General features: G+C 60.0%; 26 protein-coding genes and 1 pseudogene. 11 read left to right on the top strand and 16 right to left on the bottom strand.

The features are described 5' to 3' along the window. Positions 1 to 205 precede the first annotated feature (205 nt). Complete coding sequence (locus AB4O36_RS19210; protein WP_460140026.1) at positions 206 to 1,072, top strand: carboxylate/amino acid/amine transporter; 867 nt, start codon at positions 206 to 208, stop codon at positions 1,070 to 1,072. Between the two features lie 109 nt (positions 1,073 to 1,181). On the opposite strand, the gene AB4O36_RS19205 is transcribed toward AB4O36_RS19210, so the two are convergent. Continuing rightward, positions 1,182 to 2,480: a mechanosensitive ion channel family protein gene (locus AB4O36_RS19205; protein ID WP_460117243.1), complete on the bottom strand. Its 1,299-nt coding sequence runs from the start codon at positions 2,478 to 2,480 to the stop codon at positions 1,182 to 1,184. 192 nt (positions 2,481 to 2,672) lie between these two features. Between AB4O36_RS19205 and AB4O36_RS19200 the strand changes: the two genes are divergently transcribed. Further along, positions 2,673 to 4,019: a DEAD/DEAH box helicase gene (locus AB4O36_RS19200; RefSeq protein WP_460140025.1), complete on the top strand. Its 1,347-nt coding sequence runs from the start codon at positions 2,673 to 2,675 to the stop codon at positions 4,017 to 4,019. A gap of 51 nt (positions 4,020 to 4,070) precedes the next feature. Here AB4O36_RS19200 and AB4O36_RS19195 read toward each other — a convergent pair whose 3' ends face one another. Continuing rightward, on the bottom strand, positions 4,071 to 4,346 hold the full coding sequence (locus AB4O36_RS19195; RefSeq protein ID WP_460140024.1) for a hypothetical protein: 276 nt from the start codon (positions 4,344 to 4,346) through the stop codon (positions 4,071 to 4,073). A gap of 120 nt (positions 4,347 to 4,466) precedes the next feature. Here AB4O36_RS19195 and AB4O36_RS19190 point away from each other — a divergent pair, with 120 nt between their 5' ends. Both AB4O36_RS19190 and AB4O36_RS19185 read left to right on the top strand, forming a co-directional pair. Continuing rightward, positions 4,467 to 4,895, top strand: coding sequence for an Sbal_3080 family lipoprotein (locus AB4O36_RS19190; protein ID WP_460140023.1), 429 nt, complete (start codon positions 4,467 to 4,469; stop codon positions 4,893 to 4,895). Then, entirely contained in the window at positions 4,892 to 5,308 is a 417-nt protein-coding gene (locus tag AB4O36_RS19185; RefSeq protein ID WP_460117239.1) for a DUF2846 domain-containing protein, read from the top strand. The genes AB4O36_RS19190 and AB4O36_RS19185 overlap by 4 nt, the downstream gene beginning before the upstream one ends. Positions 5,309 to 5,372: 64 nt before the next feature. Here the strand turns inward: AB4O36_RS19185 and AB4O36_RS19180 are convergent, their stop codons facing one another. After that, positions 5,373 to 6,107, bottom strand: a complete 735-nt coding sequence (locus AB4O36_RS19180; protein ID WP_460140022.1) for a DUF899 domain-containing protein — start codon at positions 6,105 to 6,107, stop codon at positions 5,373 to 5,375. Between the two features lie 177 nt (positions 6,108 to 6,284). On the opposite strand from AB4O36_RS19180, the gene AB4O36_RS19175 reads away from it, so the two are divergent. Next, positions 6,285 to 6,674, top strand: a complete 390-nt coding sequence (locus AB4O36_RS19175; RefSeq protein WP_460140021.1) for a transcriptional regulator — start codon at positions 6,285 to 6,287, stop codon at positions 6,672 to 6,674. A gap of 113 nt (positions 6,675 to 6,787) precedes the next feature. Here the strand turns inward: AB4O36_RS19175 and AB4O36_RS19170 are convergent, their stop codons facing one another. The 3 genes from AB4O36_RS19170 to AB4O36_RS19160 form a co-directional block, all read right to left on the bottom strand. Then, a complete protein-coding gene (locus tag AB4O36_RS19170) occupies positions 6,788 to 7,657 on the bottom strand; it encodes a DUF6279 family lipoprotein (RefSeq protein WP_460117236.1) in 870 nt (289 codons plus the stop codon). A 65-nt stretch (positions 7,658 to 7,722) separates the two neighbouring features. After that, positions 7,723 to 8,439 carry a TorF family putative porin gene (locus AB4O36_RS19165; protein WP_460140020.1) on the bottom strand — a complete coding sequence of 239 codons (717 nt, stop codon included), beginning with the start codon at positions 8,437 to 8,439 and terminating at the stop codon, positions 7,723 to 7,725. Positions 8,440 to 8,635: 196 nt separating this feature from the next. Next, entirely contained in the window at positions 8,636 to 8,815 is a 180-nt protein-coding gene (locus tag AB4O36_RS19160; protein ID WP_460117234.1) for a hypothetical protein, read from the bottom strand. Positions 8,816 to 9,171: 356 nt separating this feature from the next. Here AB4O36_RS19160 and AB4O36_RS19155 point away from each other — a divergent pair, with 356 nt between their 5' ends. Continuing rightward, positions 9,172 to 10,008, top strand: coding sequence for a CvfB family protein (locus AB4O36_RS19155; RefSeq protein ID WP_460117233.1), 837 nt, complete (start codon positions 9,172 to 9,174; stop codon positions 10,006 to 10,008). A gap of 44 nt (positions 10,009 to 10,052) precedes the next feature. Then, complete coding sequence (locus tag AB4O36_RS19150; RefSeq protein WP_460140019.1) at positions 10,053 to 10,442, top strand: DUF2177 family protein; 390 nt, start codon at positions 10,053 to 10,055, stop codon at positions 10,440 to 10,442. Positions 10,443 to 10,444: 2 nt separating this feature from the next. On the opposite strand, the gene AB4O36_RS19145 is transcribed toward AB4O36_RS19150, so the two are convergent. Next, on the bottom strand, positions 10,445 to 11,626 hold the full coding sequence (locus AB4O36_RS19145) for an MFS transporter (protein WP_460140018.1): 1,182 nt from the start codon (positions 11,624 to 11,626) through the stop codon (positions 10,445 to 10,447). A 104-nt stretch (positions 11,627 to 11,730) separates the two neighbouring features. On the opposite strand from AB4O36_RS19145, the gene ptrR reads away from it, so the two are divergent. Together ptrR and AB4O36_RS19135 are read left to right on the top strand one after the other, a co-directional pair. After that, positions 11,731 to 12,624 (top strand): putrescine utilization regulator PtrR, encoded by an 894-nt coding sequence (gene ptrR, locus AB4O36_RS19140; RefSeq protein ID WP_460140017.1) that lies wholly within the window; start codon positions 11,731 to 11,733, stop codon positions 12,622 to 12,624. Between the two features lie 139 nt (positions 12,625 to 12,763). Further along, positions 12,764 to 12,892 (top strand): PA1414 family protein, encoded by a 129-nt coding sequence (locus tag AB4O36_RS19135; protein WP_257737111.1) that lies wholly within the window; start codon positions 12,764 to 12,766, stop codon positions 12,890 to 12,892. Positions 12,893 to 12,989: 97 nt separating this feature from the next. On the opposite strand, the gene AB4O36_RS19130 is transcribed toward AB4O36_RS19135, so the two are convergent. The 6 genes and pseudogenes from AB4O36_RS19130 to speB form a co-directional block, all read right to left on the bottom strand. Then, the gene (locus AB4O36_RS19130; protein WP_460140016.1) at positions 12,990 to 13,241 is read right to left on the bottom strand and encodes an acyl carrier protein; all 252 of its coding nucleotides are present in this window, start codon (positions 13,239 to 13,241) and stop codon (positions 12,990 to 12,992) included. 44 nt (positions 13,242 to 13,285) lie between these two features. Further along, entirely contained in the window at positions 13,286 to 14,011 is a 726-nt protein-coding gene (locus tag AB4O36_RS19125; protein WP_460117228.1) for an MBL fold metallo-hydrolase, read from the bottom strand. A gap of 85 nt (positions 14,012 to 14,096) precedes the next feature. Next, positions 14,097 to 15,476 (bottom strand): sodium:solute symporter family protein, encoded by a 1,380-nt coding sequence (locus AB4O36_RS19120; RefSeq protein WP_460117227.1) that lies wholly within the window; start codon positions 15,474 to 15,476, stop codon positions 14,097 to 14,099. Positions 15,477 to 15,553: 77 nt separating this feature from the next. Next, on the bottom strand, positions 15,554 to 17,059 hold the full coding sequence (locus AB4O36_RS19115) for a purine-cytosine permease family protein (RefSeq protein WP_460140015.1): 1,506 nt from the start codon (positions 17,057 to 17,059) through the stop codon (positions 15,554 to 15,556). A gap of 54 nt (positions 17,060 to 17,113) precedes the next feature. Then, positions 17,114 to 17,535 (bottom strand): annotated as a pseudogene (locus AB4O36_RS19110) (YybH family protein). A gap of 9 nt (positions 17,536 to 17,544) precedes the next feature. Then, positions 17,545 to 18,495, bottom strand: coding sequence for an agmatinase (speB, locus tag AB4O36_RS19105; RefSeq protein WP_460140014.1), 951 nt, complete (start codon positions 18,493 to 18,495; stop codon positions 17,545 to 17,547). 221 nt (positions 18,496 to 18,716) lie between these two features. Between speB and AB4O36_RS19100 the strand changes: the two genes are divergently transcribed. Both AB4O36_RS19100 and AB4O36_RS19095 read left to right on the top strand, forming a co-directional pair. Continuing rightward, entirely contained in the window at positions 18,717 to 19,613 is an 897-nt protein-coding gene (locus AB4O36_RS19100) for a LysR family transcriptional regulator (protein ID WP_460117223.1), read from the top strand. Between the two features lie 12 nt (positions 19,614 to 19,625). Continuing rightward, entirely contained in the window at positions 19,626 to 20,222 is a 597-nt protein-coding gene (locus AB4O36_RS19095; RefSeq protein ID WP_460140013.1) for a tRNA-uridine aminocarboxypropyltransferase, read from the top strand. 47 nt (positions 20,223 to 20,269) lie between these two features. Here AB4O36_RS19095 and AB4O36_RS19090 read toward each other — a convergent pair whose 3' ends face one another. From AB4O36_RS19090 to AB4O36_RS19080, 3 genes are read right to left on the bottom strand one after another with little or no spacing between them, the layout of a single operon-like run. Then, positions 20,270 to 21,625: an HlyD family type I secretion periplasmic adaptor subunit gene (locus AB4O36_RS19090; protein WP_460117221.1), complete on the bottom strand. Its 1,356-nt coding sequence runs from the start codon at positions 21,623 to 21,625 to the stop codon at positions 20,270 to 20,272. A gap of 9 nt (positions 21,626 to 21,634) precedes the next feature. Next, positions 21,635 to 23,794: a type I secretion system permease/ATPase gene (locus AB4O36_RS19085; protein ID WP_460117220.1), complete on the bottom strand. Its 2,160-nt coding sequence runs from the start codon at positions 23,792 to 23,794 to the stop codon at positions 21,635 to 21,637. A gap of 18 nt (positions 23,795 to 23,812) precedes the next feature. Then, a complete protein-coding gene (locus tag AB4O36_RS19080) occupies positions 23,813 to 25,171 on the bottom strand; it encodes a TolC family outer membrane protein (RefSeq protein ID WP_460117219.1) in 1,359 nt (452 codons plus the stop codon). Positions 25,172 to 25,393 lie beyond the last annotated feature (222 nt).

Below are 25,393 nucleotides of genomic sequence, written 5' to 3'. Positions count from 1 at the left end.
GCCCGATTGAACGCTTAGCGAGATCGGGCTTTTTTTTGCCTGGGATTTTGTGAGCACCCCAACCCTCTGTAGGAGCGAGCTTGCTCGCGATGACGGCGTGTCAGGCAATTTTGATTTGCTGATACACCGCCATCGCGAGCAAGCTCGCTCCTACAACTTCAGGGCAAAACCCGCTATCGTCGCCGCCATTCCAAATGAGGCGAACATGGGCTATCTACTTTTTGTCACGCTGATCCAGGCGTTTTCCTTCAGCTTGATCGGCGAATATCTGGCCGGGCACGTCGACAGTTACTTTGCGGTGCTGATCCGGGTGCTGCTGGCAGGGCTGGTATTCATTCCCCTGACACGCTGGCGCTCGGTGGAGCCAGCCTTCATGCGCGGCATGCTGCTGATCGGGGCGTTGCAGTTCGGCGTGACCTACGTCTGCCTGTACCTGAGCTTCCGGGTGCTGACGGTTCCGGAAGTGCTGCTGTTCACTATCCTGACGCCGCTTCACGTGACCTTGATTGAAGACGCGCTCAATCGACGCTTCAATCCCTGGGCTCTGATTGCCGCATTGGTCGCGGTCGCGGGCGCTGCAGTGATTCGCTATGACCGCATCAACCCGGACTTCTTCATGGGGTTCCTGTTGCTGCAATTGGCCAACTTCACTTACGCGGCGGGCCAAGTGTTGTACAAACACCTGGTGGCACGCCACCCCAGCGACCTGCCGCACTACCGGCGTTTCGGTTATTTCTACCTCGGCGCCCTGGCGGTGGCATTGCCGGCGTTCTTGCTGTTCGGCAAACAGAACTTCCTGCCCGAAGCCCCCTTGCAATGGACCGTGCTTATTTTCCTCGGCCTGGTCTCCACCGCGCTGGGCCTGTATTGGTGGAACAAGGGCGCCTGCATGGTCAATGGCGGCACGCTGGCGGTGATGAACAACCTGCACGTGCCCGTAGGGCTGTTGATGAATCTGCTGATCTGGAATCAGCATGAGGAACTCGGGCGGCTGTTGTTGGGCGGGACGGTGATATTGGCTGCGGTGTGGATCAGTCGGTTGGGGATACGCAAAACTGCCACTGCACACTGAACCAACTGTGGGAGCGGGCTTGCCCGCGATTGCGACTTCAGATCCAACATTTGTGTTGGCTGATACATCGCTTTCGCGAGCAAGCCCGCTCCCACAAGGGGACTGAGTTTTACATCAAGTGTTTTTCAGGCTCAGGAAGATGACTCGCCCCCAACACCGCCGGCAACAACCCGGCCCTTAGATCCCCACCACTGGGCTGCTGATACAGGCTCAAGCCAAATTCCGGCAGCACCGCCAGCAGGTAGTCGAAAATATCCCCCTGAATCCGCTCGTAATCTGCCCACACCGTGGTGCGGGTGAAGCAATAGATTTCCAGCGGGATGCCCTGGGCCGTGGTCTGCAGTTGGCGCACCATGCAGGTCATGTTTGGCGCAACCTCCGGGTGGCTTTTCAAATACGCTAATGCGTACGCGCGGAATGTACCGATGTTGGTCATGCGCCGGCGGTTGGCCGACATGGCCGCGACGTTGCCCTGAGCCTCGTTCCAGGCCTTGAGTTCGGCTTGTTTTCGATTGATGTAGTCGGTCAGCAGGTGCACCTGGGAGAGTTTTTGTTCTTCGTCGTCGCGGATGAAACGTACGCCGCTGGCATCGATGAACAGGCTGCGCTTGATTCGGCGACCTCCGGATTGCTGCATGCCGCGCCAGTTGCGGAATGACTCGGACATCAGGCGCCAGGTGGGGATGGAGACGATGGTTTTGTCGAAGTTCTGCACCTTGACGGTGTGCAGGGTGATGTCCACCACATCACCATCGGCGCCGACCTGCGGCATCTCGATCCAGTCGCCGACGCGCAACATGTCGTTGCTGGTCAGTTGTACGCTGGCGACGAAGGACAGCAGCGTGTCCTTGTAGACCAACAGGATCACCGCCGACATGGCACCCAGGCCCGACAGCAGCAACAGCGGCGAGCGGTCGATGAGCGTGGCGACGATGATGATCGCGCCGAACACGTACAAGACCATTTTCGCCAGTTGCACGTAGCCCTTGATCGAGCGGGTGCGGGCGTGTTCGGTGCGGGCGTAGATGTCCAGCAGTGCGTTGAGCAGGGCACTGAGGGCCAGCATCATGAAGAGAATGGTGAATGCCAGCGCGACGTTGCCGAGGAAGGTCAGGCTGGTCTTGCCCAATTCCGGCACCAGGTGCAGGCCGAACTGGATCACCAGCGGCGGCGTCATCTGGGCCAGGCGATGAAACACCTTGTTCTGCAAAAAGTCGCTGACCCAGTGCAAGGCCGGTTGGCGCGCGAGCATTTTGGTTGCATGCAGAATCAGGTAGCGCGCCACTCGTCCGAGGACCAGTGCCACCACCAGCAACGTCAGCAGGCCGAGGCCCGAACGCAGGAGCGGGTGCTGGTCGAGCGCTCCCCAGAGGTCCTGAATGTTGATCCAGAGCTGTTGAATATCCATAGGTAAACCGGTTCTTCTGTAGGACGCGTCGGGGTAATTAGAGCATTTAAGGCGCTTTCAATGACAATTGGGGACAAACGGGGCAACACAATAGCCACTGTTTACTGTCGATTTCGTAAAGAAACTCGGCCTTGGCGCTCGAAACCGGTAACCTATGCCGCTGATTTTCTGCATTTCTTCGAGGTAGCACCCGTGTTTTCCGAATTCGCCCTGCACGAACGCCTGCTCAAAGCCGTGGCCGAGCTTAAATTTGTCGAGCCTACGCCTGTGCAAGCAGCGGCCATCCCGCTGGCGCTCCAGGGGCGTGACCTGCGGGTGACGGCGCAAACCGGCAGCGGCAAGACCGCCGCTTTCGTTCTGCCGATTCTCAACCGCCTGATCGGCCCGGCGAAAGTCCGGGTCAGCATCAAGACCCTGATCCTGCTGCCGACCCGTGAGCTGGCGCAGCAGACCTTGAAGGAAGTCGAACGCTTCTCGCAGTTCACCTTCATCAAGTCCGGTCTGATCACCGGCGGGGAAGACTTCAAGGTCCAGGCCGCGATGCTGCGCAAGGTGCCGGACATCCTGATCGGTACACCGGGACGGATGATCGAGCAACTGAACGCCGGCAACCTCGACCTGAAAGAGGTTGAAGTGCTGGTACTCGACGAAGCCGATCGCATGCTCGATATGGGCTTTGCCGACGACGTGCAACGTCTGGTGGACGAATGCCCGAATCGCCAGCAAACCATGTTGTTCTCCGCCACCACCGGTGGTTCGGGCCTGCGCGAGATGGTCGCCAAGGTCCTGAACAACCCTGAGCACTTGCAGCTCAACGCGGTCAGCCAACTGAACGAAACCACCCGTCAGCAGATCATTACCGCTGACCACAACCAGCACAAAGAGCAGATCGTCAATTGGTTGCTGGCCAACGAGACCTATCAGAAGGCCATTATCTTCACCAACACCCGGGCCATGGCCGACCGCATTTACGGTCGCCTGGTGGCGCAGGAATACAAGGCGTTTGTCCTGCACGGTGAAAAAGACCAGAAAGACCGCAAGCTGGCCATCGACCGTCTGAAGCAGGGCGGCGTGAAGATCCTCGTGGCCACCGACGTTGCTGCCCGTGGCCTGGATGTGGACGGCCTGGACCTGGTGATCAACTTCGACATGCCGCGCAGCGGCGACGAATACGTTCACCGCATCGGTCGTACCGGCCGCGCCGGCAACGACGGCCTGGCGATCTCGCTGATTTGCCACGGCGACTGGAACCTGATGTCGAGCATCGAGCGCTACCTCAAGCAGAGCTTTGAGCGTCGCACGATCAAGGAAGTCAAGGGCACCTACGGCGGACCGAAAAAGGTCAAGGCCTCGGGCAAGGCCGTCGGCGTGAAGAAGAAAAAGACCGACGCCAAGGGCGACAAGAAAAAAGCCGCCGCCAAGACCCCGACCAAACGCAAGAGCGTCAACCGACCGAAGGCCGAAGCGCCGTCGCTGGTCAGCAAGGACGGCATGGCGCCGCTCAAGCGCCGCAAGCCTGAGGCGCCCGCCGCCGAATAATCACCCCATAAAAAAACCGAACATATGTCCGGTTTTTTTATGCGCGGGCGATCAACCTCCGGCCTTCTTCTCTGCCGAACCTAGCTCCTTCAAACGCTGGTCGATCAACTGGCACTTATCCGGCAAATCCGCGCTGGCCGTGCCCAGATCCATCTTCTGCAACTCGTCGTTGATTTCCTTGGCCTTGGCCGGGTTCTGCTCGGTCAGCCTGGTGACTTCCCTGGCGAGCTGTTCGCGTTTGGCGGTGGCTTCCTCGGGGGTGCAGGCCCAGGCGGGCAGGGCGCAGGCAAGGGCGGCGGCGAGGGTGATCTTCAGCAGGGTTTTCATGGGGTGGCCTCGGTTCCGTTTGGGCAGTTATCCGATTGAGGGCCCCGGTAGTGGGAAAGTTCCGCACCATCCATTAGTATGCGGCATCACTTTGATATCACGCTGTTTCAGGGATTGGAAATGCTTCGCCGAGTTATTACGACGAGTCTTCTACTGGCCTTGGCCGGTTGCACCAACGTTCAGGTCGAGCCCATCGCACCTTCGTACAACATTTCCCAACTGTGCATCGAGGAAAACCCGAAAGTGGTGGTGGGTGACTTCGTCGACGGCGTGCAAACGCTGTTGCGCCAACACCACATCGACAGCCGCCTGTATGCCGCGCCGGCGCCTGCCAGTTGCGAATATCGCCTGACCTACACCGCCATTCGTTCGTGGGATTTCACCGCCTACCTGTCCGATGCCAGCCTGCGGCTGTACAAGGGTGACCAGCAGATCGGTTACGTCAAATACAACCTGACCAATAATGGTGGTCTTTCCCTGTCGAAATTCGGTTCGGTCGAGGAGAAGATGGCACCGCTCATCAACCAACTGCTGGGGCAAGCCAAATGAGCAAGGCAATCAAATATGGATCGGCCCTGTTGCTCCTGCTGTTGCTGACCGGTTGTGGTCACACACGCTCCAGCCAACCCTTCTTCGAACCGCCTGCGCTCCCTGAGGGCAAGGGACGGATCTACATGATGCGCACCCAGGTGATTCAGGGCAGCTTCTACGACAGCGTGTTCAGCATCAATGACAGCGCGGTGGTCGGGCTCAACGAGCAGACCTATTCCTGGGTGCTGGCAAGCCCCGGGATCCACAAGGTCTCCGCTGGACAAAAACCTGTCTACCTCAACCTGCTGGTCGAGCCGGGCAAGGAGTACTTCGTCGAGTACACCCAGGAGAACAGGGTTGAAATGGTCCGGCTGCGCGACAAGGATGGCAAGTCCATGGTCAAGCGCTATGGGTACATACCGGTGAAGTAACGGCGCAGGCCGATGCCACGGGCGACCCTCGGGTCGCCCGTTTTCGTTTGCGGTCCAGGGCGATCTACCCGCCGTGGCAGCAGCTCGAAGACGCCTTGTCGTCGTAGCGATCGTGATGCCTCACCCATTCCATGATTTCCTCCTCGTTGCGGCCCTTGGGCGTCAGGTCGAGGAAGTTGTAGGCGCCGACCAGCAGGTCGAGGCCGCGGGCATAGGTGGAGTAGGTGTGGAAGATTTCCCCGGCGTCGTTGCGATAAAACACGCTGAGGCCCGGAAGCTCTTCTTCGGCACCGTCGGATTTTTCGTAGTTGTAGGTGGCCTTGCCGGCGGCCACCTCTTCCGCTCGGGCCGAGACGCCAAAGTCGTAGTTGAAATCGCAACCGGTTGACGAAACCCAGTCGAACTTCCAGCCCATACGCCGCTTGAACGCCTGAAATTCGGCCAGCGGTGCATGGGAAACCGCCACGACCGCGATGTCGTGATGGGCCAGATGCTGATTGGCGCCGTCGATGTGGTCGGACAGGAACGAGCAACCAGGACAGCCTTCGTCCCAGCCTTCGGCGAACATGAAGTGGTAGATGATCAACTGGCTGCGACCGCCGAACAGGTCCGCCAGTTTCAGGTCGCCATCGGGGCCCTGGAAGCGATAGTCCTTGTCGATTTTCACCCAGGGCAGGGCACGCCGTTCGGCGCTGAGCTTGTCCCGTTCGCGGGTGAAGGCTTTTTCGCGGGCCAGGTGTTGTTTGCGGGCGGCGAGCCATTCTTCTCGCGACACCACGGGGTGGTTCTGAATGTCCATCGAGGTTTCTCCTGCGCAATGCTGGGAGGGGACTGACGTAGCTTAGTCGTTCAAGCCCCGCGTCAATCGACATACCGCCGGTCGGTAGTGACTCAGTACCAGGCTGAACGGCTGATCACGCTGCCGGTCACAACCAAAGAAGGCCATCACAATCACGGGCTTTGGAGGTTGAACAGGATGACGACTTATAACTGGGATCTGATCGAACGCCTGCTGCACGAAGTGCAGAACGGCGCACCGAGTTTTACGCCAAGGCCATATGCCGAACAATATGCGGCCGAGAAGGCCACGGAAGGCGAGCCGACGGAAAACCTCGATCACCTGAAGGCAGTGGCGGGCGAATACGAAAAGTTGCTGCTGGAGCGCGGGTACATTGAGCCTCGTCCCGAGGAAGAGGGCGGCAGCGGGTCGAACTATATTCTGACGATGCGTGGCTCAAGACTGTTGAGCCTGATCGACAGCAGCATCCCCGGTAACGATCACCCACGGCAAGTGCTGGATGACCAGGAAGATGCGCTGGATGAGGTGACGTTTGATGAGGTGGCGTCGAAGGGGCAGATTGCCTGACCCCCTGTGGGAGCTGGCTTGCCAGCGATGGGGCCGTCACATTCAACAGTTGTGTTGACTGATCGGACGCTATCGCTGGCAAGCTAGCTCCCACAAGTCCTGTGGCCGACTTGCTAACCTTGGCTAGCCGCCCTCAGGCACTTCAACTCGTTAAAGTCCTTGCGTACCCCTTCAATTTTCTTCTGCAAGCGCTGGCGCTGGGCCGGCGTGCTTTCGGCCATCAGGTCCACGATCAGGCTGCGGGCCTGGGCTTCGGTATCGGCGTAAGCCTTGCGGTAGTCGGCGGTCCACAAGCTTTCGCGATTGACCAGCAGGGTTTCGATGCGTTGTGGGAATTGTGGGCTCTGGCGCTGTGCCACTGCCGCACTGAATTGCTTTTGCCAGTGAGCACGGTTGGCGATCCATTGAGTGTTCTGATCGCCAAGGGCGTTTGACCAAGTGACCACGCGTTGCTGCTGTGTCGGGCTGATCGGCCCGAGCCAGTCATTCAGGCGTTTTTCCATGCGCTCGCTTCGCTCCTTGATCTGTTGATCGAGGGGCGGCTTCAAGTATTCCTGTTGGCGTTTGCGCAGGTCTTTGGCGAACGCTTCGTTCATTTCCGCCACTTGCTTGTCATCCAGTCCCCGCAACAGCTCGACGGCTGAAGGCGTGATTTCCCGCGCCGTCTGGGCGATCGCCTGTTTGGCTTCCTGGGTCCGGGTTTGCAGGGCGGCGTCGGTGACCTGGTTGGTGGCTACCATCCCTTGCAGGCGGTCCAGCCAGTCGAGGTAGCCGGGCAGTTGGGTGGTGCAGTGCCAGCTCAGATGCGCTTTCAGGCGTTCGTTGAACCAGCCTTTCTGCTCGCCGTTCATGTCCAGGTAATCGCTGAGCGTCCATGGAATGATCACATCGAGATTGCGATAGGCCAGGCCCACGCGGCTGCAGGCGCCGAGGGCGAGACTGAAGGTGATGATAACGGCGAAGCACTTCAACCAGCGTGACATGGGCGAGTCCTTGCGAAAGCCTGGGTTTTCATGTGAACGCAAGATGAGCCTGCCAGTTCAGCCGATCAATAGAACGTGCGTTCAGCCTTGAGGGTGACCAGGCCGTCGCATTGTCCGTTGCGCCCGGAATAGGCACTGCAATCGCTGCCGCTGAGGCTGGAGTCGCTGTAGATCAGGTCGAGGTCGATGCCCATGAACGGTCGGGAAAACTTCAGCGACCAATCGTTGAAACTACTGACATAACCGCCGTCCACCGAGACCGGGGTGTTGAGCTGGTGGGTAGTGTATTTGAGGCTTATCCCGATACCGAACGGCTGGTTGCCACTCAGGTCGGCGAAGAGTGTGCTGTTCTGTTTGTCCGGGTCGTTGCTGAATGCCGCGCCGAAACGGCTGCCCAGCAGGGTCAGGCCACCAAAGAACTCATGGGAGTCGAGGGTCTCTACTTTCGGGTAGCTGTAATGAATCATTCCGACTTCATAGCCCAGGGTCTGATCGAAGGGTTGTTTAAAACCCATGTAGGAATCGACTTCGAGGTTGTTGCCCTCGCTCAAGCCCATGCTGGGAGACCACTGGCCCGCGTAGAAACCGCTGTCGTGGCTCAGGTCAAGGCCGCCGTGGAACGAGCCGGTGGCCGAAGGCTTGACCAGCCCTTGCGCCATGCTGCGGCTCGGCGTGGTGCCCAGTTTGAGGTCGAAGTCTCCCAGTTCACGCTGGAAAACCTGCGCGTTGGCAAGCGAACACCAGAGCAGGTTGCCGAGCAGGAAAAAAGAGGGCTTGAGCATGCGTCACTCCATGACTGCGGAGATTCGAGACGAAAACCTGATCAAATGCTTGATCTAGACGCGTGCAAGCATAACGGCGAATGCTCGGCATCGATGGCCGTTCGTCGATTTTTGCGGTGATTGAAGGGTGTTGGGGGAGGGTGCAGTCCAAGCGCTTCGAAGCTCAAAGCGCTCAGGGACTCGATGTCGCGGGGAATTACTTCTTGCCCAGGGAGATCTGCTTGGACGGGGCGAAGGTCTGGCCGCTCACGCCTTTGGCGATTTGCTGAATCTCGCCACCGGATTTGAGGAAAGCGGCAATCTGGTCGTTGATCGATTCGCTGGTTTCAACGGCTGGAGCTGGCTTAACTTTGCTTTGGGATGCTTTTACGCGCATGGCGGCCAATCACCTGTAGGAATTTAATTTGGCCAGCCATCGTACACGAATGACCGGATAATTGCTTGCCAAATATCCATTCGATAACCATCAGCGTTCTGGTGAGGCACCTTAGTTGTGCATAAATATCCCCCTAAGCTGCTGTTTTAAATACGAACATGAGTAATGTTCTACCTGTGGTTGACCGGATCGGTCCGGCGAATGATTTCATGGCGTCCTGACGAGTGGCCCAACGGGTGCAATCCAGACCATGAAAATGAAGGCCTCAGCGAAATTTTCTCGGGTCGCTGGAGAGGGGATCAGGCGCCGTCTGCAAAAACGGGTAGAATGCCGCCCAAGCAATGAGGGTATTGGAAATGGCTTTAGTCGGGCGTTACAACAGTTTGCAAGTGGTTAAACACACTAACTTCGGTTTATATCTGGACGGCGGTGCGGACGGCGAAATACTTTTGCCTAATCGTTATATCCCAAAGGATATTCCGAGTGAAGATGAAGACTGGCTCAATGTTTTCGTTTATTTGGACAGCGATGACAAACTTATCGCAACTACCGAGAAGCCGAAAGTTCAAGTCGGTGAATTCGCCAGTTTGAAAGTTGTTGAAGTCAACAGCATCGGCATTTTCCTCGATTGGGGGCTGCCGAAGGACCTGTTGCTGCCATTTTCCGAAGAAAAGCGCCAGATGACCGCCGGCGATTACGTGGTGGTGCATGTCTACCTCGACAAGCACACCCGACGCATCACCGCGACCGCACGGCTGGACCGTTATCTGGACAAGACATCGGCAAACTACGCGCCAGGTCAGGAAGTTGATTTGCTGGTTGCCGAAGCCACCGACATGGGGTTCAAGGCGATCATCAACAACAAGCACTGGGGCTTGATCCACAAGAATGAGATATTCAAGTTCATGCGCTCCGGCATGAAGGAGAAGGGTTTTATCAAGGAAGTCCGGGCCGATGGCAAGATCAGCCTGAGCCTGCAGCCGGTCGGCCAGGAAGCGGCCACGAGTCTCAACGCGAAGATCCTCGCCAAGTTGCGCGAGAACAGCGGTAGCCTGGCGGTCAGTGACAAGAGCGATCCGGCGTTGATCAGCAGCTTGTTCGGCGTCAGCAAGGGCAACTTCAAGAAAGCCATTGGTGCGCTGTACAAGAATGGCCAGATTGTCATTCATGCCGACCGCATTGAACTAAGCTGACGTCGAACCGGCCCCATGTAGGTGGCTTACATGGGGACGTTGTGATGAAAAAGGCGCTGCTTGCGTACGTCACCAGCCTGCTGGTGTTGCTTGTGCTCGACGGGCTGTGGCTCGGCGTGCTGATGGCCTCGACCTACCGGGGGTTGTTGGGGCCGTTGATGCTCGAACAGCCGCTCCTGATTCCCGCGGCGATGTTCTATCTCCTGTATAACGTCGGTTGCGTGGTGCTTGTGATATTGCCGGCGACCCACTGGCGGCGTGCGGCGGGTCATGGCGCCTTGTTGGGGCTGGTCGCCTATGGCACCTACGACCTGAGCAATTGGGCGACGCTGCAGGGCTGGTCGATGCCTTTGGTGTTGATGGACATGGCGTGGGGGACGGTAGCGACCACGGTGGTCTGTACCCTGGGTTATTGCGCCGCGCGCAAGGCCTGATCTCAACGCTGAGCCGTGGATGCGCCGTTGTTTGTGCAGAGTCCCCGCCCAGTACTGACCGAACCGAACGCCAAGCCTCCGGCCACGAGCAAGCCGCTACCCGCGATGATCAGCGCCGGTTGCAGACCCCCACTGAAATAGCTGCTCGAGGCGGCGAGCAATGGCCCGGCGAGCTGGCCGACGGCGAAGCACGCGGTCAACAGCCCGGCATTACGCTGGGTGGCGTGGGGAGCCAGTTCCCGCGAGCGTTGCATCACCAACTGCATGCAAGCCAGGAACGGCGAGCCGCACAACAGCACCCCCACCGCCAGGCCCAGACCGCTTCCCAGCAGGCAGGCAAACACGCCTGCCGCCTGCAACCACAATGTGGCCATCAACCAATGGCGTGTGGTGTCGGGGTTGTGTCGACGCAGGCTCACCAGCACCACGCCCAGGGCCGATGCCAGGCCAAAGCACGGCCAGAACAGATCCGCCTGCCACTTACCGTGGAACTGCGCACTGGCCATTTGCGAGAGGAACGTCGCCGGGATGATGTAGCCCAGGCCGTACAAGGCGTAGATCATCCCCAGGCGACCGATGCCTTGATTGCCCAATTGGCCTGCGTTCGGTGCAGCGGTGACGCTGGCGGCCGGGCGCGGCAGAAACGGCAGGATCACCAGCAGCATCACCAGGCCGACCGCCGCATACACCAGCCACAGGGTGGCAGAGGTCTGCCCCAGAAGGTTCGAACCCAAGGCCAGCAGTCCTGTCAGGAAAATCCCCAAGCCCGGTCCGGCAAAAACCAGCGCACCCAGTCGTGGACGGCCGGCTGCGGCGGCGATTGGCTGGCTCAGTGCGGTAATCATTACCAACACCCAGGCGCTAGCCACGCCAGTGCCGAAACGCAGCAGCAGGTGAGACCAGAAACCGTTGGCCCAGAACGATGCAAGGGTCAGCACTACACACAGCCATAAGCCGCCGAGCAAGCGTTGGCGGACTTGCGCGGGGCGACGGCAGAACATCGCGTCCACGGCACCGACGAAATAGCCCAGGTAGTTGGCGGCGGCGATCAGTCCGGCCGCCGTCAGGTCGATCTGCCCTTCACTGAGCAGGTGCGGCATTTGCGGGGTAAGGGCGAAGCGCCCGATGCCCATGGCCATCATGAGCGCGATAAAGCTGGCGAGTAAGCGAATCAGGGGCGACATGGTCTGGGATTCCTGTAGAGGATCATTGACCGTCAGGCTAGGACTGATTGACTTTCTTTAAAAATGAATAATAGTGAGTAACTTGTTCTGATTTGGAGAATGGCGTGGAATTTAGCCAGTTGAGGATTTTTCAGGCGGTGGCCGAGGAAGGCTCGGTCACCCGCGCCGCCGAGCGTTTGCACCGAGTACCTTCGAACCTTTCGACCCGGCTAAAACAGCTTGAAGAACAGCTCGGGGTAGAACTCTTCCTGCGCGAGCGTCAGCGCTTGCAGCTATCACCTGCAGGAAAAGTCTTGCTGGATTACACCGCCAGACTGTTCAGCCTGCATGACGAGGCTCAGGCGGCAGTGCAGGGCGGGCAGCCGGCGGGAGACTTCGTGCTCGGGACGATGTACAGCACCGCCGCGATCCACCTGCCAGGACTGCTCGCCCGCTATCACCGCACGTACCCGGCAGTGAACCTGCAAGTGCAGGCGGCGCCCAGCGGAGAACTGCTCGAAGGTTTGCTCAGCGGTCGCCTCGACGCGGCGCTGGTGGACGGCCCGCTGGAGCTGGCCGGGCTCGACGGCATACCGTTGTGCCACGAACGGCTGGTGCTGATCAGCGAAGCCGATCACCCGCCGGTACACAGTGCGCTGGATGTGCAGGGGCGGGCGGTGTTCACCTTTCGCCAAGGCTGTTCGTACCGCATGCGTCTGGAAGCCTGGTTTGCGCATTATCACGCGACCATGGGCCGGGCGATGGAGATCGAGTCTTATCAGGGCATGCTCGCCTGCGTGATCGCCGGTTCCGGAGTGGCGTTGATGGCGGAGTCGATGCTCGCCAGCCTGCCGGGGCGCGAGAGCGTCGCCGTGCACCCGTTGACCGAGCCGTTCGCCAGTGCGACCACCTGGCTGATGTGGCGCAAGGGCATGGTCGGAGCCAACCTGAATGCGTGGATTGAGCAACAGCAGATGGACTTTCCAGAGGCTGCCATTCCCGTGAAGGTTACGGCTTGAACGATCGGTCAGATATTTGGATCAATTCAGTAACAGATCATTGCGGATTTTGCTGCACATTGCGTAGGACTTCGGACTATTATCAGTGCGAAGGGGCTGCGAAATTTCAGCCACCCGGTATTACCCTGAAGGGGGCACCATGAAAGAGAAAATCCAGAACTGGCTCCATGACCTCGGTGTAGCACTCGGTTTGATCGAACCACCGATGCAACCTGTGCCGATCCGTACGGACGACGAGCAGCGTCGACGCCAGCAGCGCCGCCGGTAATTGCGACCGATAGGCAGTTGCTGTAGCCACTAGCGAGCACCGCGAGGCCAGTGCCGCTTCGGGCGCCGGGCAGCAGGGCGCTGTCGAAAGTGCCCGGTCAATGCCGTCCGATGGCAATCAAAAACCGGCTCAAATCATTCGCCGTCCTGGCGGTCTTGAGTATCCGGTCTTCTTCTGCGGTTAACGCCGTCAGGCCCAATTCATCTTCCAGATGAAAGATCAGGTCTTCGATATCGGCTTTATCCAAACCCAACTCCGCCAGACTGGTGTGATCGTCGAAGTCCTCCTGGTCTTCAAGCAATCGGCTGATGAAGCGATGCACGGCGGCACGCACGGCAGCTTTTTTCATAACGGTTCTTCAACACGTTGTTGGTGCATTGAGTACAGCAGCCTTCACTCGTGCGAGCGCTGCCACTCGTCAATCATGTGCCGTAAATGTTCCCCGGAAAAACTGCCGAAATGGCCACCGTGTACCGTGCGGATGGGCAACGTGCGCAGCCGTTGCAAACTGCGGGCGTAGTCGTCGAGGTTGGAGTGGTAGGCGTCTTCGATCAGTGGTCCGTCGTAGATGATGTCACCGCTGAAGAGGGTTTCGCTGGTGGCTTCATACAGGCTGATACCGCCTGGTGAATGGCCGGGCGTGTGCAGCACCTGCAGGACGCGATTGCCCAGGTCCAGTACGTCGCCTTCTTCGATTGTGCCGGTGGCTGGCGCAGCCTTGACCCGATATTCGGCGTAACACAATGGGCAGTCGGGGTGCGCTTCGAACATGTCGTCGCCGACGAAGGCGCGGCTCAAATCGTTTTCGCCGTCAGGCGTCGCGAGGATGTCGGCTTCGGCGGGATGCACCAGGCGTTCGGAAAATTCATGGTGGCCGGCGATGTGATCGAAATGGCAATGACTGGCCACCGCCACCAGTGGCCGCTCGGTTATCCACGGCAATTGTTCGCGCAGGCTGACCAGGCCGGAACCGCTGTCGAGCAGCAAGTCCTTCTCGCGGCCCTGGATGTGCCAAAGGTTGCAGCGGTAAAAGGGGCGTATCCACGGCTCATGAATCAGGCGGATGCCGTCGCTGAGCTGTTTGACTTCGAACCATTGATTGCGGGGAACGATTTTCATCTAGGGTTTTCTCCGGACGAAAAAAAACGAGTGTGGCAACCGACGCCACACTCGTCGAAGAAAGCATCGTAACTTTATGTTCAGCCTAGATGGCGCTGGCCACCACTGCCGGGCGGCGGGACATCAGGCTCACCACCACAAAACTCACCAGGCCTACGGCCAGGCTGTAGTAGATGGGGGTGTTGGCGTCCAGACCGTCCTTGAACATGAACAGCAACGCGGTGGCAAAACCCATGCCCATGCTGGCGATGGCGCCGCCAGTGGTTGCACGCTTCCAGAAGATGGCCCCCATCAACGGGATCAACATGCCGCCCACCAGCAGGTTGTAAGCCAGGGTCAGGGCGCTGATCACATCGTTCACTACCAAGGCGATACCCAGCACGACCACACCGGTCAACAGGGTCACCAGACGGTTGAGGCTCAGGCTCGATTGCTTGCCGCCGCGCAGTTTGGGCAGCAGGTCTTCACTCAGGGTGGTGGCGGCCGCGAGCAGGCCCGCGCTGGCAGTGGACATCATCGCGGCGAGTGCGGCGGCGATCACCAGGCCACGGATGCCGTCCGGCAGGGACAGTTTGACGATGGCGGCGAACGCATTGTTGACGTTGTCCAGGTCCGGGATCAGCACGTGCGCAGCCATGCCGATCAGGGCGCAGGCCAGCCCGTAGAGGATGCAGTAGAGACCCGCAGCGGTGCCGGCGTATTGCGCGACCTTGGCGGTCTTGACGGTGAATACCCGTTGCCAGATGTCCTGACCGATCAGGATGCCGAAGAAGTAGATCATGAAGTAGGTGATGATCGTGTCCCAACCGATGGTGGTGAAGCTGAAGCTCGCCGCCGGCAGTTTGGTCACCAGTTCATCCCAGCCGCCGACGCGGTACAGGCAGATCGGCAAAAGGATGAACATCAGGCCGACAGTCTTGATGATGAACTGGACGATGTCGGTCAGGGTCAGTGACCACATGCCGCCGATGGCCGAATAGACCACCACCACGCCACCCCCGAGCAGTACCGAGATCCAGAAGGGCAGGCCGAACAGCACTTGCAGCACGGTGCCGATGGCCAGGATCGAGGTCACGCCGATCATCAGTGCGTACGCCAGCATGATCACCGCGCTCGCTGAGCGGGCCATCGGGTTGTAGCGCTTTTCCAGCACCTGCGTCACGGTGTAGATCTTGAGTTTCAACAGCGGTTTGGCGAGGAACAGGTTCAGCGCCACGATCCCGCAACCCAGTGCGGCGCACAGCCAGAAGCCGGAGATGCCATGCACGTAACCCAGGCGCACGGTGCCGACCGTGGAAGCGCCGCCCAGTACCGTGGCCGCCATGGTGCCCATGTACAGGGTTGGGCCGAGGTTGCGTCCGGCGACCAGAAACTCTTCGTTGGTCTTGGCCTTGCGCATGCCGAAGTAGCCGAGAACCAGCATCGCAGCGGCGTAAATGAGTACGACGAATAAATCCAATGCCATGATGGCGTGTCTCCGATTGTCTTTTTTATGGTGAAACAAAGTTCTTTTGGCGAGCACCGCTCCTACAAGGGAAGGTTTCAGGCCACCTGACGCAACGCAGTATCCGCAGCCGCACCCTTGCTACGAACATCCCCCGGCCCGTACACCGCTGCCGGTTCCGGGAACAGACTCAGCAGCACCAGATACACAATCGACGCCAGGCCCAGGGTGACCGGCAGACTGATGTCGATACCGTCTGCCAGGTTGCCGAGCACGCCGACGAATTGCCCGGGCAGGTTGACGAAGCACAGGCCCACCAGTGCGCTCGGGATCCAGGCACCCAGCCCGCGCCAGTTCCAGCCGTGGGCGAACCAGTAACGGCCACCTTTTTCGCCTCGGGTGAACACTTGCAGGTCATCCGGGCAATAGAAGCCCCGACGCACCAGAAGGCCGATGATCATGATCACCATCCATGGCGTCGTGCAGGTGATGATCAGCACGGCGAAGGTCGACACGCTCTGCACCAGGTTCGCGGCAAAGCGCCCGATGAAGATGAAGGCAATCGACAGCACCCCGATCAGCAGCGTCGCCTTGACCCGTGACAGCACGCGCGGGAACACACTGGACATGTCCAACCCGGTGCCATACAGCGAGGTGGTGCCGGTGGACATGCCGCCAATCACTGCGATCAGGCACACCGGCAGGAAGAACCAGCTCGGCGAAACGGCCAGCAGGCCACCGACGTAGTTGTTGGCGGCAATGTAGTCCGGCGCCTTGATCGCGACGATAGTGGCGGTGGCGAGGCCAAACAGGAACGGGATGAACGTGGCGACTTGCGCGAACACCACGGCCAGCATGATCCGGGCCTTGGGGGTGTGGCGCGGGATGTAGCGTGACCAGTCGCCGAGGAACGCACCGAAGGAAATCGGGTTGCTCATTGCCACCAGTGCCGCGCCGATGAACGCTGCCCAAAAGCCCGGTTGACCCAGGTTCACGGTGCCGGCGTAGTTCACATCGAAAGGACCGGCGAAGGCGAGGACGCCCAGCAGGAACAGCAGGCTGGCGCTCCACACCGCGACCTTGTTGACCCACAGCAAAAAACGGAAGCCGTAGATGCACACCGTCAGTACCAGAATCGCGAACAGACCGTAGGCCAGGCCCAGGGTCAGATCGGTTTCCGGCAGACCGATCAGGCGTTTTGCCCCACCGATCAACGCATCACCCGAGCTCCACACCGACAGCGAGAAAAAGGCGATGGCGGTCAGCAACGACAGGAACGAACCGACGATCCGTCCGTGTACGCCAAAGTGCGCACCGGACGACACGGCGTTGTTGGTGCCGTTAAGCGGGCCGAACAGGCCCATGGGCGCAAGAATCAGCGAACCGAGCAGCACACCGGCCACAATCGCCGCGACGCCCGCCTGGAAAGACAGGCCAAACAGCACCGGAAAGCTGCCAAGCACGGCGGTGGCAAAGGTGTTGGCGCCACCGAAGATCATCCGGAACAGGTCCGTTGGGCCGGCGGTGCGCTCGTTGTCCGGGATCTGTTCGACCCCGTGGGTTTCAATCTGCGTAAGGCTTTGGTCGTTGTTGTTGTTATTCATGATCTGCTCCGATCATAAAGGCGCGCTCATCGTGTGTGAGCGTCACCTGTTTGGCTAAGGTGTGGGCAGCCCTTCCGGCATCGCGGATAAATGTTCGTGACAGGCCAGCCACAAGCCTTGTTGTTCTTGGCCAGACGCTTGTTTTTGAAAACAATCGTCTCGCGTTCCTGGCTGAAGTGTTGCTCCCCTTGCATGCGCAGCTCGGTGGCCACGTCATGGATGAAAATCGCCACATCACCCTGCAGGCTGACGAAGGCGTTGCTCGAAGTGCACGACACCACCTCGAAGCCATCCTCGGCGCGCCAGCTGTCCCACATCGCCTGGTAGGCATCGCGCGACAGCAGGGGCTGTTCGAGGGTGTAGAACACGAAGCTGGCATCAACGCTGAAGGCGCCGAAATAAGCTTCGCGATCATTGCGGGCAAAGGCGGCTACCAGGTCGGCGGCCGCTTTCAAAACCTGATCATGTTCAGTCATGGCCGGTCCTCAGCGATGGACGACGCCGGGCAGTACGCAGAGCATTTCGTACAGCAGGTTGGCGGCCAGCAGCGAGGTGTTGCCGGTGGTGTCGTAGGCGGGCGAGACTTCTACCAGATCGCACCCGATGAGGTCGAGGCCCTGGCAGCCACGGACGATTTCAATCGCCTGAATGGTAGTCAGGCCACCGATTTCCGGGGTGCCGGTGCCCGGCGCCCAGGCGGGGTCGATGCCGTCGATGTCGAAACTCAGGTACACCGGCCCGCCACCGACTTTCTCGCGAACCTCGGCCATCAGCGGCGCGAGGGATTTGTGCCAGCACTCTTCGGCCTGGACCACACGGAAACCCTGGTTACGGCTCCAGTTGAAGTCGTCGGCGGTGTAACCCTGGGCGCGCAGGCCGATTTGCACGACGCGGTCGGGGTCGATCAGGCCTTCCTCGACGGCGCGACGGAAAGTGGTGCCGTGGGCGATTTTCTCGCCGAACATGTGATCGTTGACATCGGCATGGGCGTCGATGTGGACCAGGCCTACCTTGCCGTGCTTTTTATGGATAGCACGCAGGATCGGCAGGGTGATGGTGTGGTCGCCGCCCAGGGTGAGCGGGATCACGTCGTGTTCAAGGATGTTGTCGTAGGCTTCTTCGATGATGCGTACGGCATCCAGCAGGTTGAAAGTGTTGATCGCCACGTCGCCGATGTCGGCCACCGACAGGGAGTCGAACGGGGCAGCACCGGTGGCCATGTTGTACGGGCGTATCATCACCGATTCGGTGCGGATGTCGCGCGGTCCGAAGCGGGTGCCGGGGCGCAGCGAAGTACCGATGTCCAGCGGCACGCCTACGAAGGCAGCGTCCAGGCCGGCAGCGGTCGCTACATGGGGGAGTCGGAGCATGGTGGCGATGCCGCCGAAGCGCGGCATTTCGTTGCCGCCCAGTGGTTGGTGGAGAATCTTGTCCACGGGTAAGGCCTCATCGTCGTTGTTTTAGTTATGGCGGTGGCACAGGCGGGGAAGGCTCGGGCACCGTTGTGGGCCGATTCTGCGAAATGGTGCGGGGCGGAAGAATCGCTACGGGCAAATACTTAGTTCAGATTTTTCTAAACTAATGACGGGTGGGGCGATAGACTTCCCGCCAACGCAATCTGCGCTCCCACAGGTTCCGCGCTCGGACAGGAGCTCCCATGGCCAATGCTTTACCCGACCTGAAATTGTTGCGCATCTTCGTCAGCGTGGTCCGTCACCAGGGGTTCGCCAACGCCCAGCAGGAGTTGAACCTCTCGACTTCGGCGATCAGCACCTACATGAGCCAGCTCGAAGCCGCCCTGGGCCTGGTGCTGTGTCATCGGGGGCGTGGCGGTTTCAGTCTGACCAGCAAGGGCGAACTGTTTCATCAGGAAACCTTGCGCCTGCTTGGCGAACTCGAGGGCTTCGAACAATACGCGGCGGCCTTGAAAGGCGAATTGCGCGGCACCTTGAACCTGGGGGTGATCGATTCCACCGTTAGCGACAAGGCCTTGCCTTTCGCCGAAGCCATCGGCGCCTACAGTCAGGAACACCCGGCAGTGCATTTGCACCTCTCGGTCATGAGCCCGTATGAGCTGCAACTGGGGGTGCAGGACAACCGCCTGGACCTCGCCATCGGTGCGTTTTCCACGCGCATGAGCGGGCTGGTCTACATGCCGCTGTATCGCGAGCAGCACTGGTTGTATTGCAGCAACCGTCATCCGTTGTTCAACGAGCGGCGCATTCCGGAGCAGGTCATTACACAGCAACGCATGGTCGGGCGTGGGTATTGGAGCCAGGCTGAACTGGCGCGTCACGGTTTCAAGCACAGCGCCGCCACGGTGGAAAGCATGGAGGCACAGTTGATTCTGGTGTTGTCCGGCGCTTACATCGGTTACCTGCCAGAGCACTATGCCCAGGCCTGGGCGGACAAGGGTGATCTACGCGTTCTGCTGCCGGCGACTTTCGGTTACCAGGCACCGTTCTCGATGATCATTCGCCGGGGGCGTAGTCGCGAACCATTGATCCAGACATTCCGCGACCTGCTCAAGGCGCAACTGAACCAGGCCGCTTGAGGAGCAGAAACGATGTCCAGACTCCAATGCCCGCGCTGCCTGCGCCCGCAAACCCACTGCCTGTGTGCGTTGATCCCGAGCCTGGACAGCCGCACCCGGGTCTTGCTGCTGCAACACCCCAGCGAAGTGAATCACGCGTTGAACACCGCACGGCTGGCGGCGTTGGGATTGACCAATGCCGAGTTGATCGTCGGTGAGGTGTTCGAGGATTTGCCGCGGTTGTTGAACCCGCCGGGTTATCAGGCGCGATTGCTGTTTCCGGGTGACGGTGCACAGCCGATACGGGCCTACCGCGCGGGTGATCAGCCAATGCTGCTGGTGGTCCCGGACGGCACCTGGCGCAAGGCGCGCAAGATGCTGCACCTCAATCCGCCGCTGGCAGCGTTGCCCCGGGTGACGCTTGCCGAAGGCGGGGTGTCACGCTACCGGCTGCGCAAGGCGCCGGGGCCGGGGGCCTTGTCGACGGTGGAGGCGATTGTGCAGGCGTTGCAGGTGCTGGACGCGCCGGGCGATTTTGCGCCGTTGCTCAAGCCGTTCGAAGCGTTGATCGAGGGGCAGATTGCGGCGATGGGGGAGGAGGTTTTTCAGCGTAATCATGGGCCGAAATAGTTGTTGTCAGTGCCGGACCCATCGCGGGCAAGTACTGACAACACACATCAACGCTCGCGCATCGCCTCGGTCCGCGCCTTCAACACCGGTTTCAACAGGTAATCGAGCACGCTCTTCTCGCCGGTAATGATGTCCACGGTCGCCACCATCCCCGGAATGATCAGCAGTGGTTTGACATCCCCGCCCAGGTGATTCTTGTCGGTACGTACCTGGATCAGATAGAAGCTGTTCCCCTTGTCATCGGTGATCGTATCCGCGCCGATCAACTCCAGCTTGGCGCTCAAGCCGCCGTAGATCGTGTAGTCATAGGCGGTGAACTTGACCATGGCTTTCTGTCCCGGGTGCAGGAAAGCCACATCCTGTGGACGCACCTTCGCTTCGATCAGCAGGTTGTCTTCGATCGGTACGATTTCCACCATGTCGCTGCCCGGCTGCACGACGCCGCCGATGGTATTGACCTTCAACAACTTGATGATCCCGTGCACGGGTGACACCACGGTGGTTCGGCTCACCCGGTCATCGATGGCGATGCTGGAGGCTGTTATTTTTGACAGGTCGGTGCGTTTCTCGTTGAGTTCCTTCGCCGCTTCGGAGCGGAAGGTTTGCTCCGACTCATCGATCTTGCTTTTAATTTCGGCAATGGCGGCTTCAGCCCGGGGAATCGCCAGTGTCGTGGCATTGAGGGAACCGCGAATTTCCACGGCGCTGCGTTTGAGTCGCAGGATTTCCACCGGTGATACCGCGCCGGTGCCGACCAGGGGCGCGGACATGTTCATTTCCTGTTGCAGCAAGGCCAGGCTGGAGCTGTATTGACCCTGCTTGGAACGAAATTCCGCCAGTTCCTGGGTTTTCTGCCGCAGTTGTTCGGTCAGCGTGCGCTGCTCGCTGGCCAGTCTGCGTTGCCGTTGTTCGTACAGCGAACGTTCGTCCTCGGCCACTTGTGGCGCCTTGTCGATCACTTCCTGGGACACCTTGAACGGCCGTCCTTCAGCCTCGGCGGACAGGCGTTCGACCTGCGCAGTCAGCGCGTAGCGGTCGGCCTCGCTTTCCCCCTTATTTGACAGAAAACGCGTATCGTCCAGGCGCAGCAAGGTGTCGCCCTTGTTCACCATCTGCCCTTCGCGTACGAAGATCTCGGTGACGATGCCGCCCTCGAGGTTTTGGATCACCTGAATCTTGCTCGAAGGAATCGCCTTGCCTTCGCCCATGGTGACTTCGTCCAGCACCGCGAACTTGGCCCAGACCACTGCACTGATGATCAACGCCGCCGCCAGCCACACGGTGATCCGCGACCAGCGTGGTGAATCCTGTAACGAAGCGCCGGCGGTTTCCGGCATGTACTCGCTTTCGGCGCTTTTGCTGAAGCTGTCGAAGTAACCGCGTGAACTTTGTGAAGATGCCATGGCGGCCTCCTAGACGGCCGCAGAGCCGACACGGCCCTTGCGCAGTGCGTCGATGACCGCTTCTTTCGGACCGTCGGCGACGATCCTCCCGTTGTCCAGCACCACCAGCCGATCCACCAGGCTGAGCATCGACGTGCGGTGCGTCACCAGCAGCAGGGTCTTGCCCTGGACCAGGCTCTGCATTTTTTGCCGCAGTACGTCTTCGCTGCTGTTGTCCATGGCGCTGGTCGGCTCGTCGAGAAGCATGATCGGCGGGTCGAGCAGCAGCGCTCGCGCCAGCAACACCGCCTGGCGCTGACCGCCGGACAGCAGCTGCCCACGCTCGCCCACGGGCCGGTCGAACCCTTGAGGATGCTGGCGTGCCAGCTCGGTCACACCGGTCAGTTCGGCCACTTCGAGCATGCGCGAATCGCTGATGTAGCGTGCGCCCAGCGTCAGGTTGTCGCGCAGGCTGCCAGCCAGGAGCGGCAGGTCATGCGCCACATAGCCGATTTGCTGGCGCAAGTCGGCGACATCCAGTTGCCGCAGGTCCAGGCCATCAAGCAGCAGTTGGCCTTCATTGGGTTCAAAAAAACCCATCACCAATCGACCCAGGGTACTTTTGCCCGAGCCGCTGCGGCCGATGATGCCCACTCGCTCACCGGGTTTGAGGCTGAAACTGATGTTGTTCAACGCCGGCGCGTTCTGGCCATTGTAGTGAAAGGTCACGCCGCTGACGTCCAGTGCGCCTTGCAGTTGCGTGCGCTCCAGTGGACGCTGCTTGACGTCACGCTCCTGGGGCAGGCCCATCAGCGCATCGGTGCTTTTCATGGTCAGTTGCGCCTGCTGATAGCGTGTGATCAACCCCGCGATCTGGCCCAGTGGTGCCAGCACGCGGCTGCCGAGCATGTACGAAGCCACCAGCGCACCGACGCTCATGTTGCCGGCGATGATGCTGTAGACGCCCGCAACGATGGTCGCCATCCCGGAGAATTGCTGGATGAACAACGTGCCGTTGGTGGCCAGCGCCGAGAGGTTGCGCGCATGGCTGTCGAGGCGGGTGAGGGCGCCGTGGGTGCTTTCCCACTTGTGCTGGCGTTCGCTTTCGGCGCTGCAGGCCTTGAGGGTTTCCAGGCCGCCGAGGGTTTCGATCAACAGGGCCTGGCGTTCGGCCCCCAGGGCCAGGCTTTTTTGCACGGTGTCTCGCAAGCGCGCCTGAATCACCATGGCAAACACAATGGTGATGGGGAAGGCGAACAAGGGGATCACCACCAGCCAGCCGCCGAGCAGGCCGATCACCGCGAGCATCAGCACCACGAAAGGCAGGTCGATCAGGCTGGTCAGGGTGACGGCGGTGAGGAATTCACGCAGGCCCTGGAAGTCATGGATGCTCTGGGCAAACCCACCGATGGTGGCCGGGCGCGCTTTCATGGACATGCCGGTGATGCGCTCGAACAGGGTCGCGGACAGGATCACGTCGGTTTTCTTGCCGGCGGTGTCCAGCAGGTGCGCGCGCACCACCCGCAACGCCAGCTCGAAACCGGTGCCGATCAGCAAGCCAATGGACAGCACCCACAGCGTTGAGGTGGCTTGGTTCGGCACCACTCGATCGTAGGTCTGCATGACGAACAGCGGCACCATCAAGCCCAGCAGGTTGATCAGGAAACTGGCGAGGATCGCGTCGCTGTACAGCCATTTCGACAGTTTGAGCGTGTCACGAAACCACGCCTCGACCCGCGGCACCAAGGGCGAGCGCAAGTCTTCGAGTTCGTGCCGTGGCCGGGCGAACAACGCCTGGCCGCTGTAGTCCTCCGTGAGTTCTTCGCGGCTGACCCATTGCTCGCCGCCGTCGGCTTCGCTGGGCAGGATCAGCAGGCGGCCATCCTCGCCAAAGCGGCGCAGGATGGCGGTGCGCCCGTTGTTGAGGATCAGCATCACCGGCAGGTTGAGCGGGGAAATATCTTCCAGGTCGCGGTTCAGCAGGCGCGCCTGCAAACTGGCCCGGGCCGCTGCACGAGGCAGCAGGTCCGGGCTCAGGCGTTGGTGTGCCATTGGCAGCCCGGCACTGAGGCTGGCGCGGCTGACGGTCGCGCCATGGAGTTTGCAGAGAATCAGCAGACCGTCCAGAAGGGGGTCATCGAAGCTCAGTCGCGGATCGACACCGGAGTTGCCCGGCTCCATGCTGGTCACAGGGATCGTTCCATTGCGTTATCTCAACTCAGGCAGACGGGCTTCACTCTTCACTTCGCTGCTGGCAATCGCATCGGCGGGCAGCACCACGCGTTGTTTGCTCAGCAACTCGCCCATGTTTGCCAGGACACGGTACATCGAGAACTCCTCGGTGTAGCGAACCTCGGTGTAGCGGCGGTTGGCATTGTAGAGCTCGTTTTCACTGTCGAGCACGTCGAGCAGGGTACGTTGGCCCAGGCCGAACTGATCCTGATAGGCCGCCCGCACGCGGGTGGTGGTCTCGGCATACTCACGAGCGGTCGGGGTCTGTTTGCGCGCGTTGAGCATGGCGTTCCAGGCCAGGCGAATGTTCTCGTTGAGCTGGCGCAGAGCGTTGTTGCGGATGTCCAGCGCCTGATTGATTTTGTGCGCGTCGGAGGCCAGTCGCGCCTTGTCGCTGCCGCCGCGGAACAGGTTGTAGTTCATCACGATGCCCACGCGCCACTCGTTGTCGTGGCCTTCTTCACCGGCGATGTTGTTGTTGGCACCCACCGCAGCCTCGGCGTCGAAGCGCGGGTAGAACGGCGACTTGGCGACTTCGTACTGGCTCTCGGCCGATTGCACGTCGGCCTGGGCCGATTTCAGGTACGGGTTGTTCTCCACCATGCTCTGCTGGGCGTCAGGAAGAGAGGGAGGCAGCTCTCCGCGGATCGACGGCGGCGCTTCCAGTTCGTCGGGCATGCGGCCGACGACGGCGTAGAAGTTCGCTTCCGCGTCGGCCAAATCGACTTCGGCGGTGTCGAGGTTGTTCTCGGCCAGTGCACGACGGGCGACGGATTGGTCGGCGTCGGCGTTGCTGCCGATGCCGCGCTGGGTGCGCAGGCCGATCTGGTCGTTGACCCGCAAGTGCGCCTGCAGGTTGTTCTTGGCCAGGGTCACCAGCTCGCGGCGCTTGAGTACTTCGAGGTAGACCTCGATGGTGCGCAGCGCCAGGTCCTGGGCCGTGCCTTGGGCGTAATAGGCCCGGGAGTTGACCACGCCCTTGGTGCGCTGGACTTCGTTCGACGTGTTGAAACCGTCGAACAACATCTGCCGCAGACGCAGCTCAGACTGGGTGTAGTTGAGAATTTCGGTGTGGTGATTGCCGAAGGCTCGGGTATTGGTGTTGTCGCTGTACCCGCGCCCGTACGAGGCATTCAGATCGACCGATGGGTAAAAACCGCCTTTGGCGACTTTCACGTCTTCATCCGCCGACAGACGGCTGTCGACCCGCGACGCCAGTTCCGGGTGAGTGGCGATGGTGCTCTGGATCGCCTCGGTGATCGTGATGGCTTGAGCCTGAGAGATGCAGGCCATGGCCAAAAGAATCGAACTGCAGAGCGGGGTCAACTGGCGCATGGGTACATCTCCCTGAATCCTAATGGTGCTTTATCAGTCGCCAAATATTTGACGGCATTTATGGGTAAAACCGTTTCATACTTGTAACATCAGAGCTAAGAACATTATTCAAAGAAGCTTAGAAGTTTTTTTCATAATTGTTATTCTAAAAAAAACTTATGCACTCCGAAAAATCCAGCACATTGTTCTCAGCGAAAACCCTTGATTTATGTGCGTTACGGA

It is taken from the genome of Pseudomonas sp. S2_E01, assembly GCF_054668365.1.
Note: the sequence above shows the minus strand (reverse complement) of the source record. Positions and strands in the feature narration are given on the sequence as shown.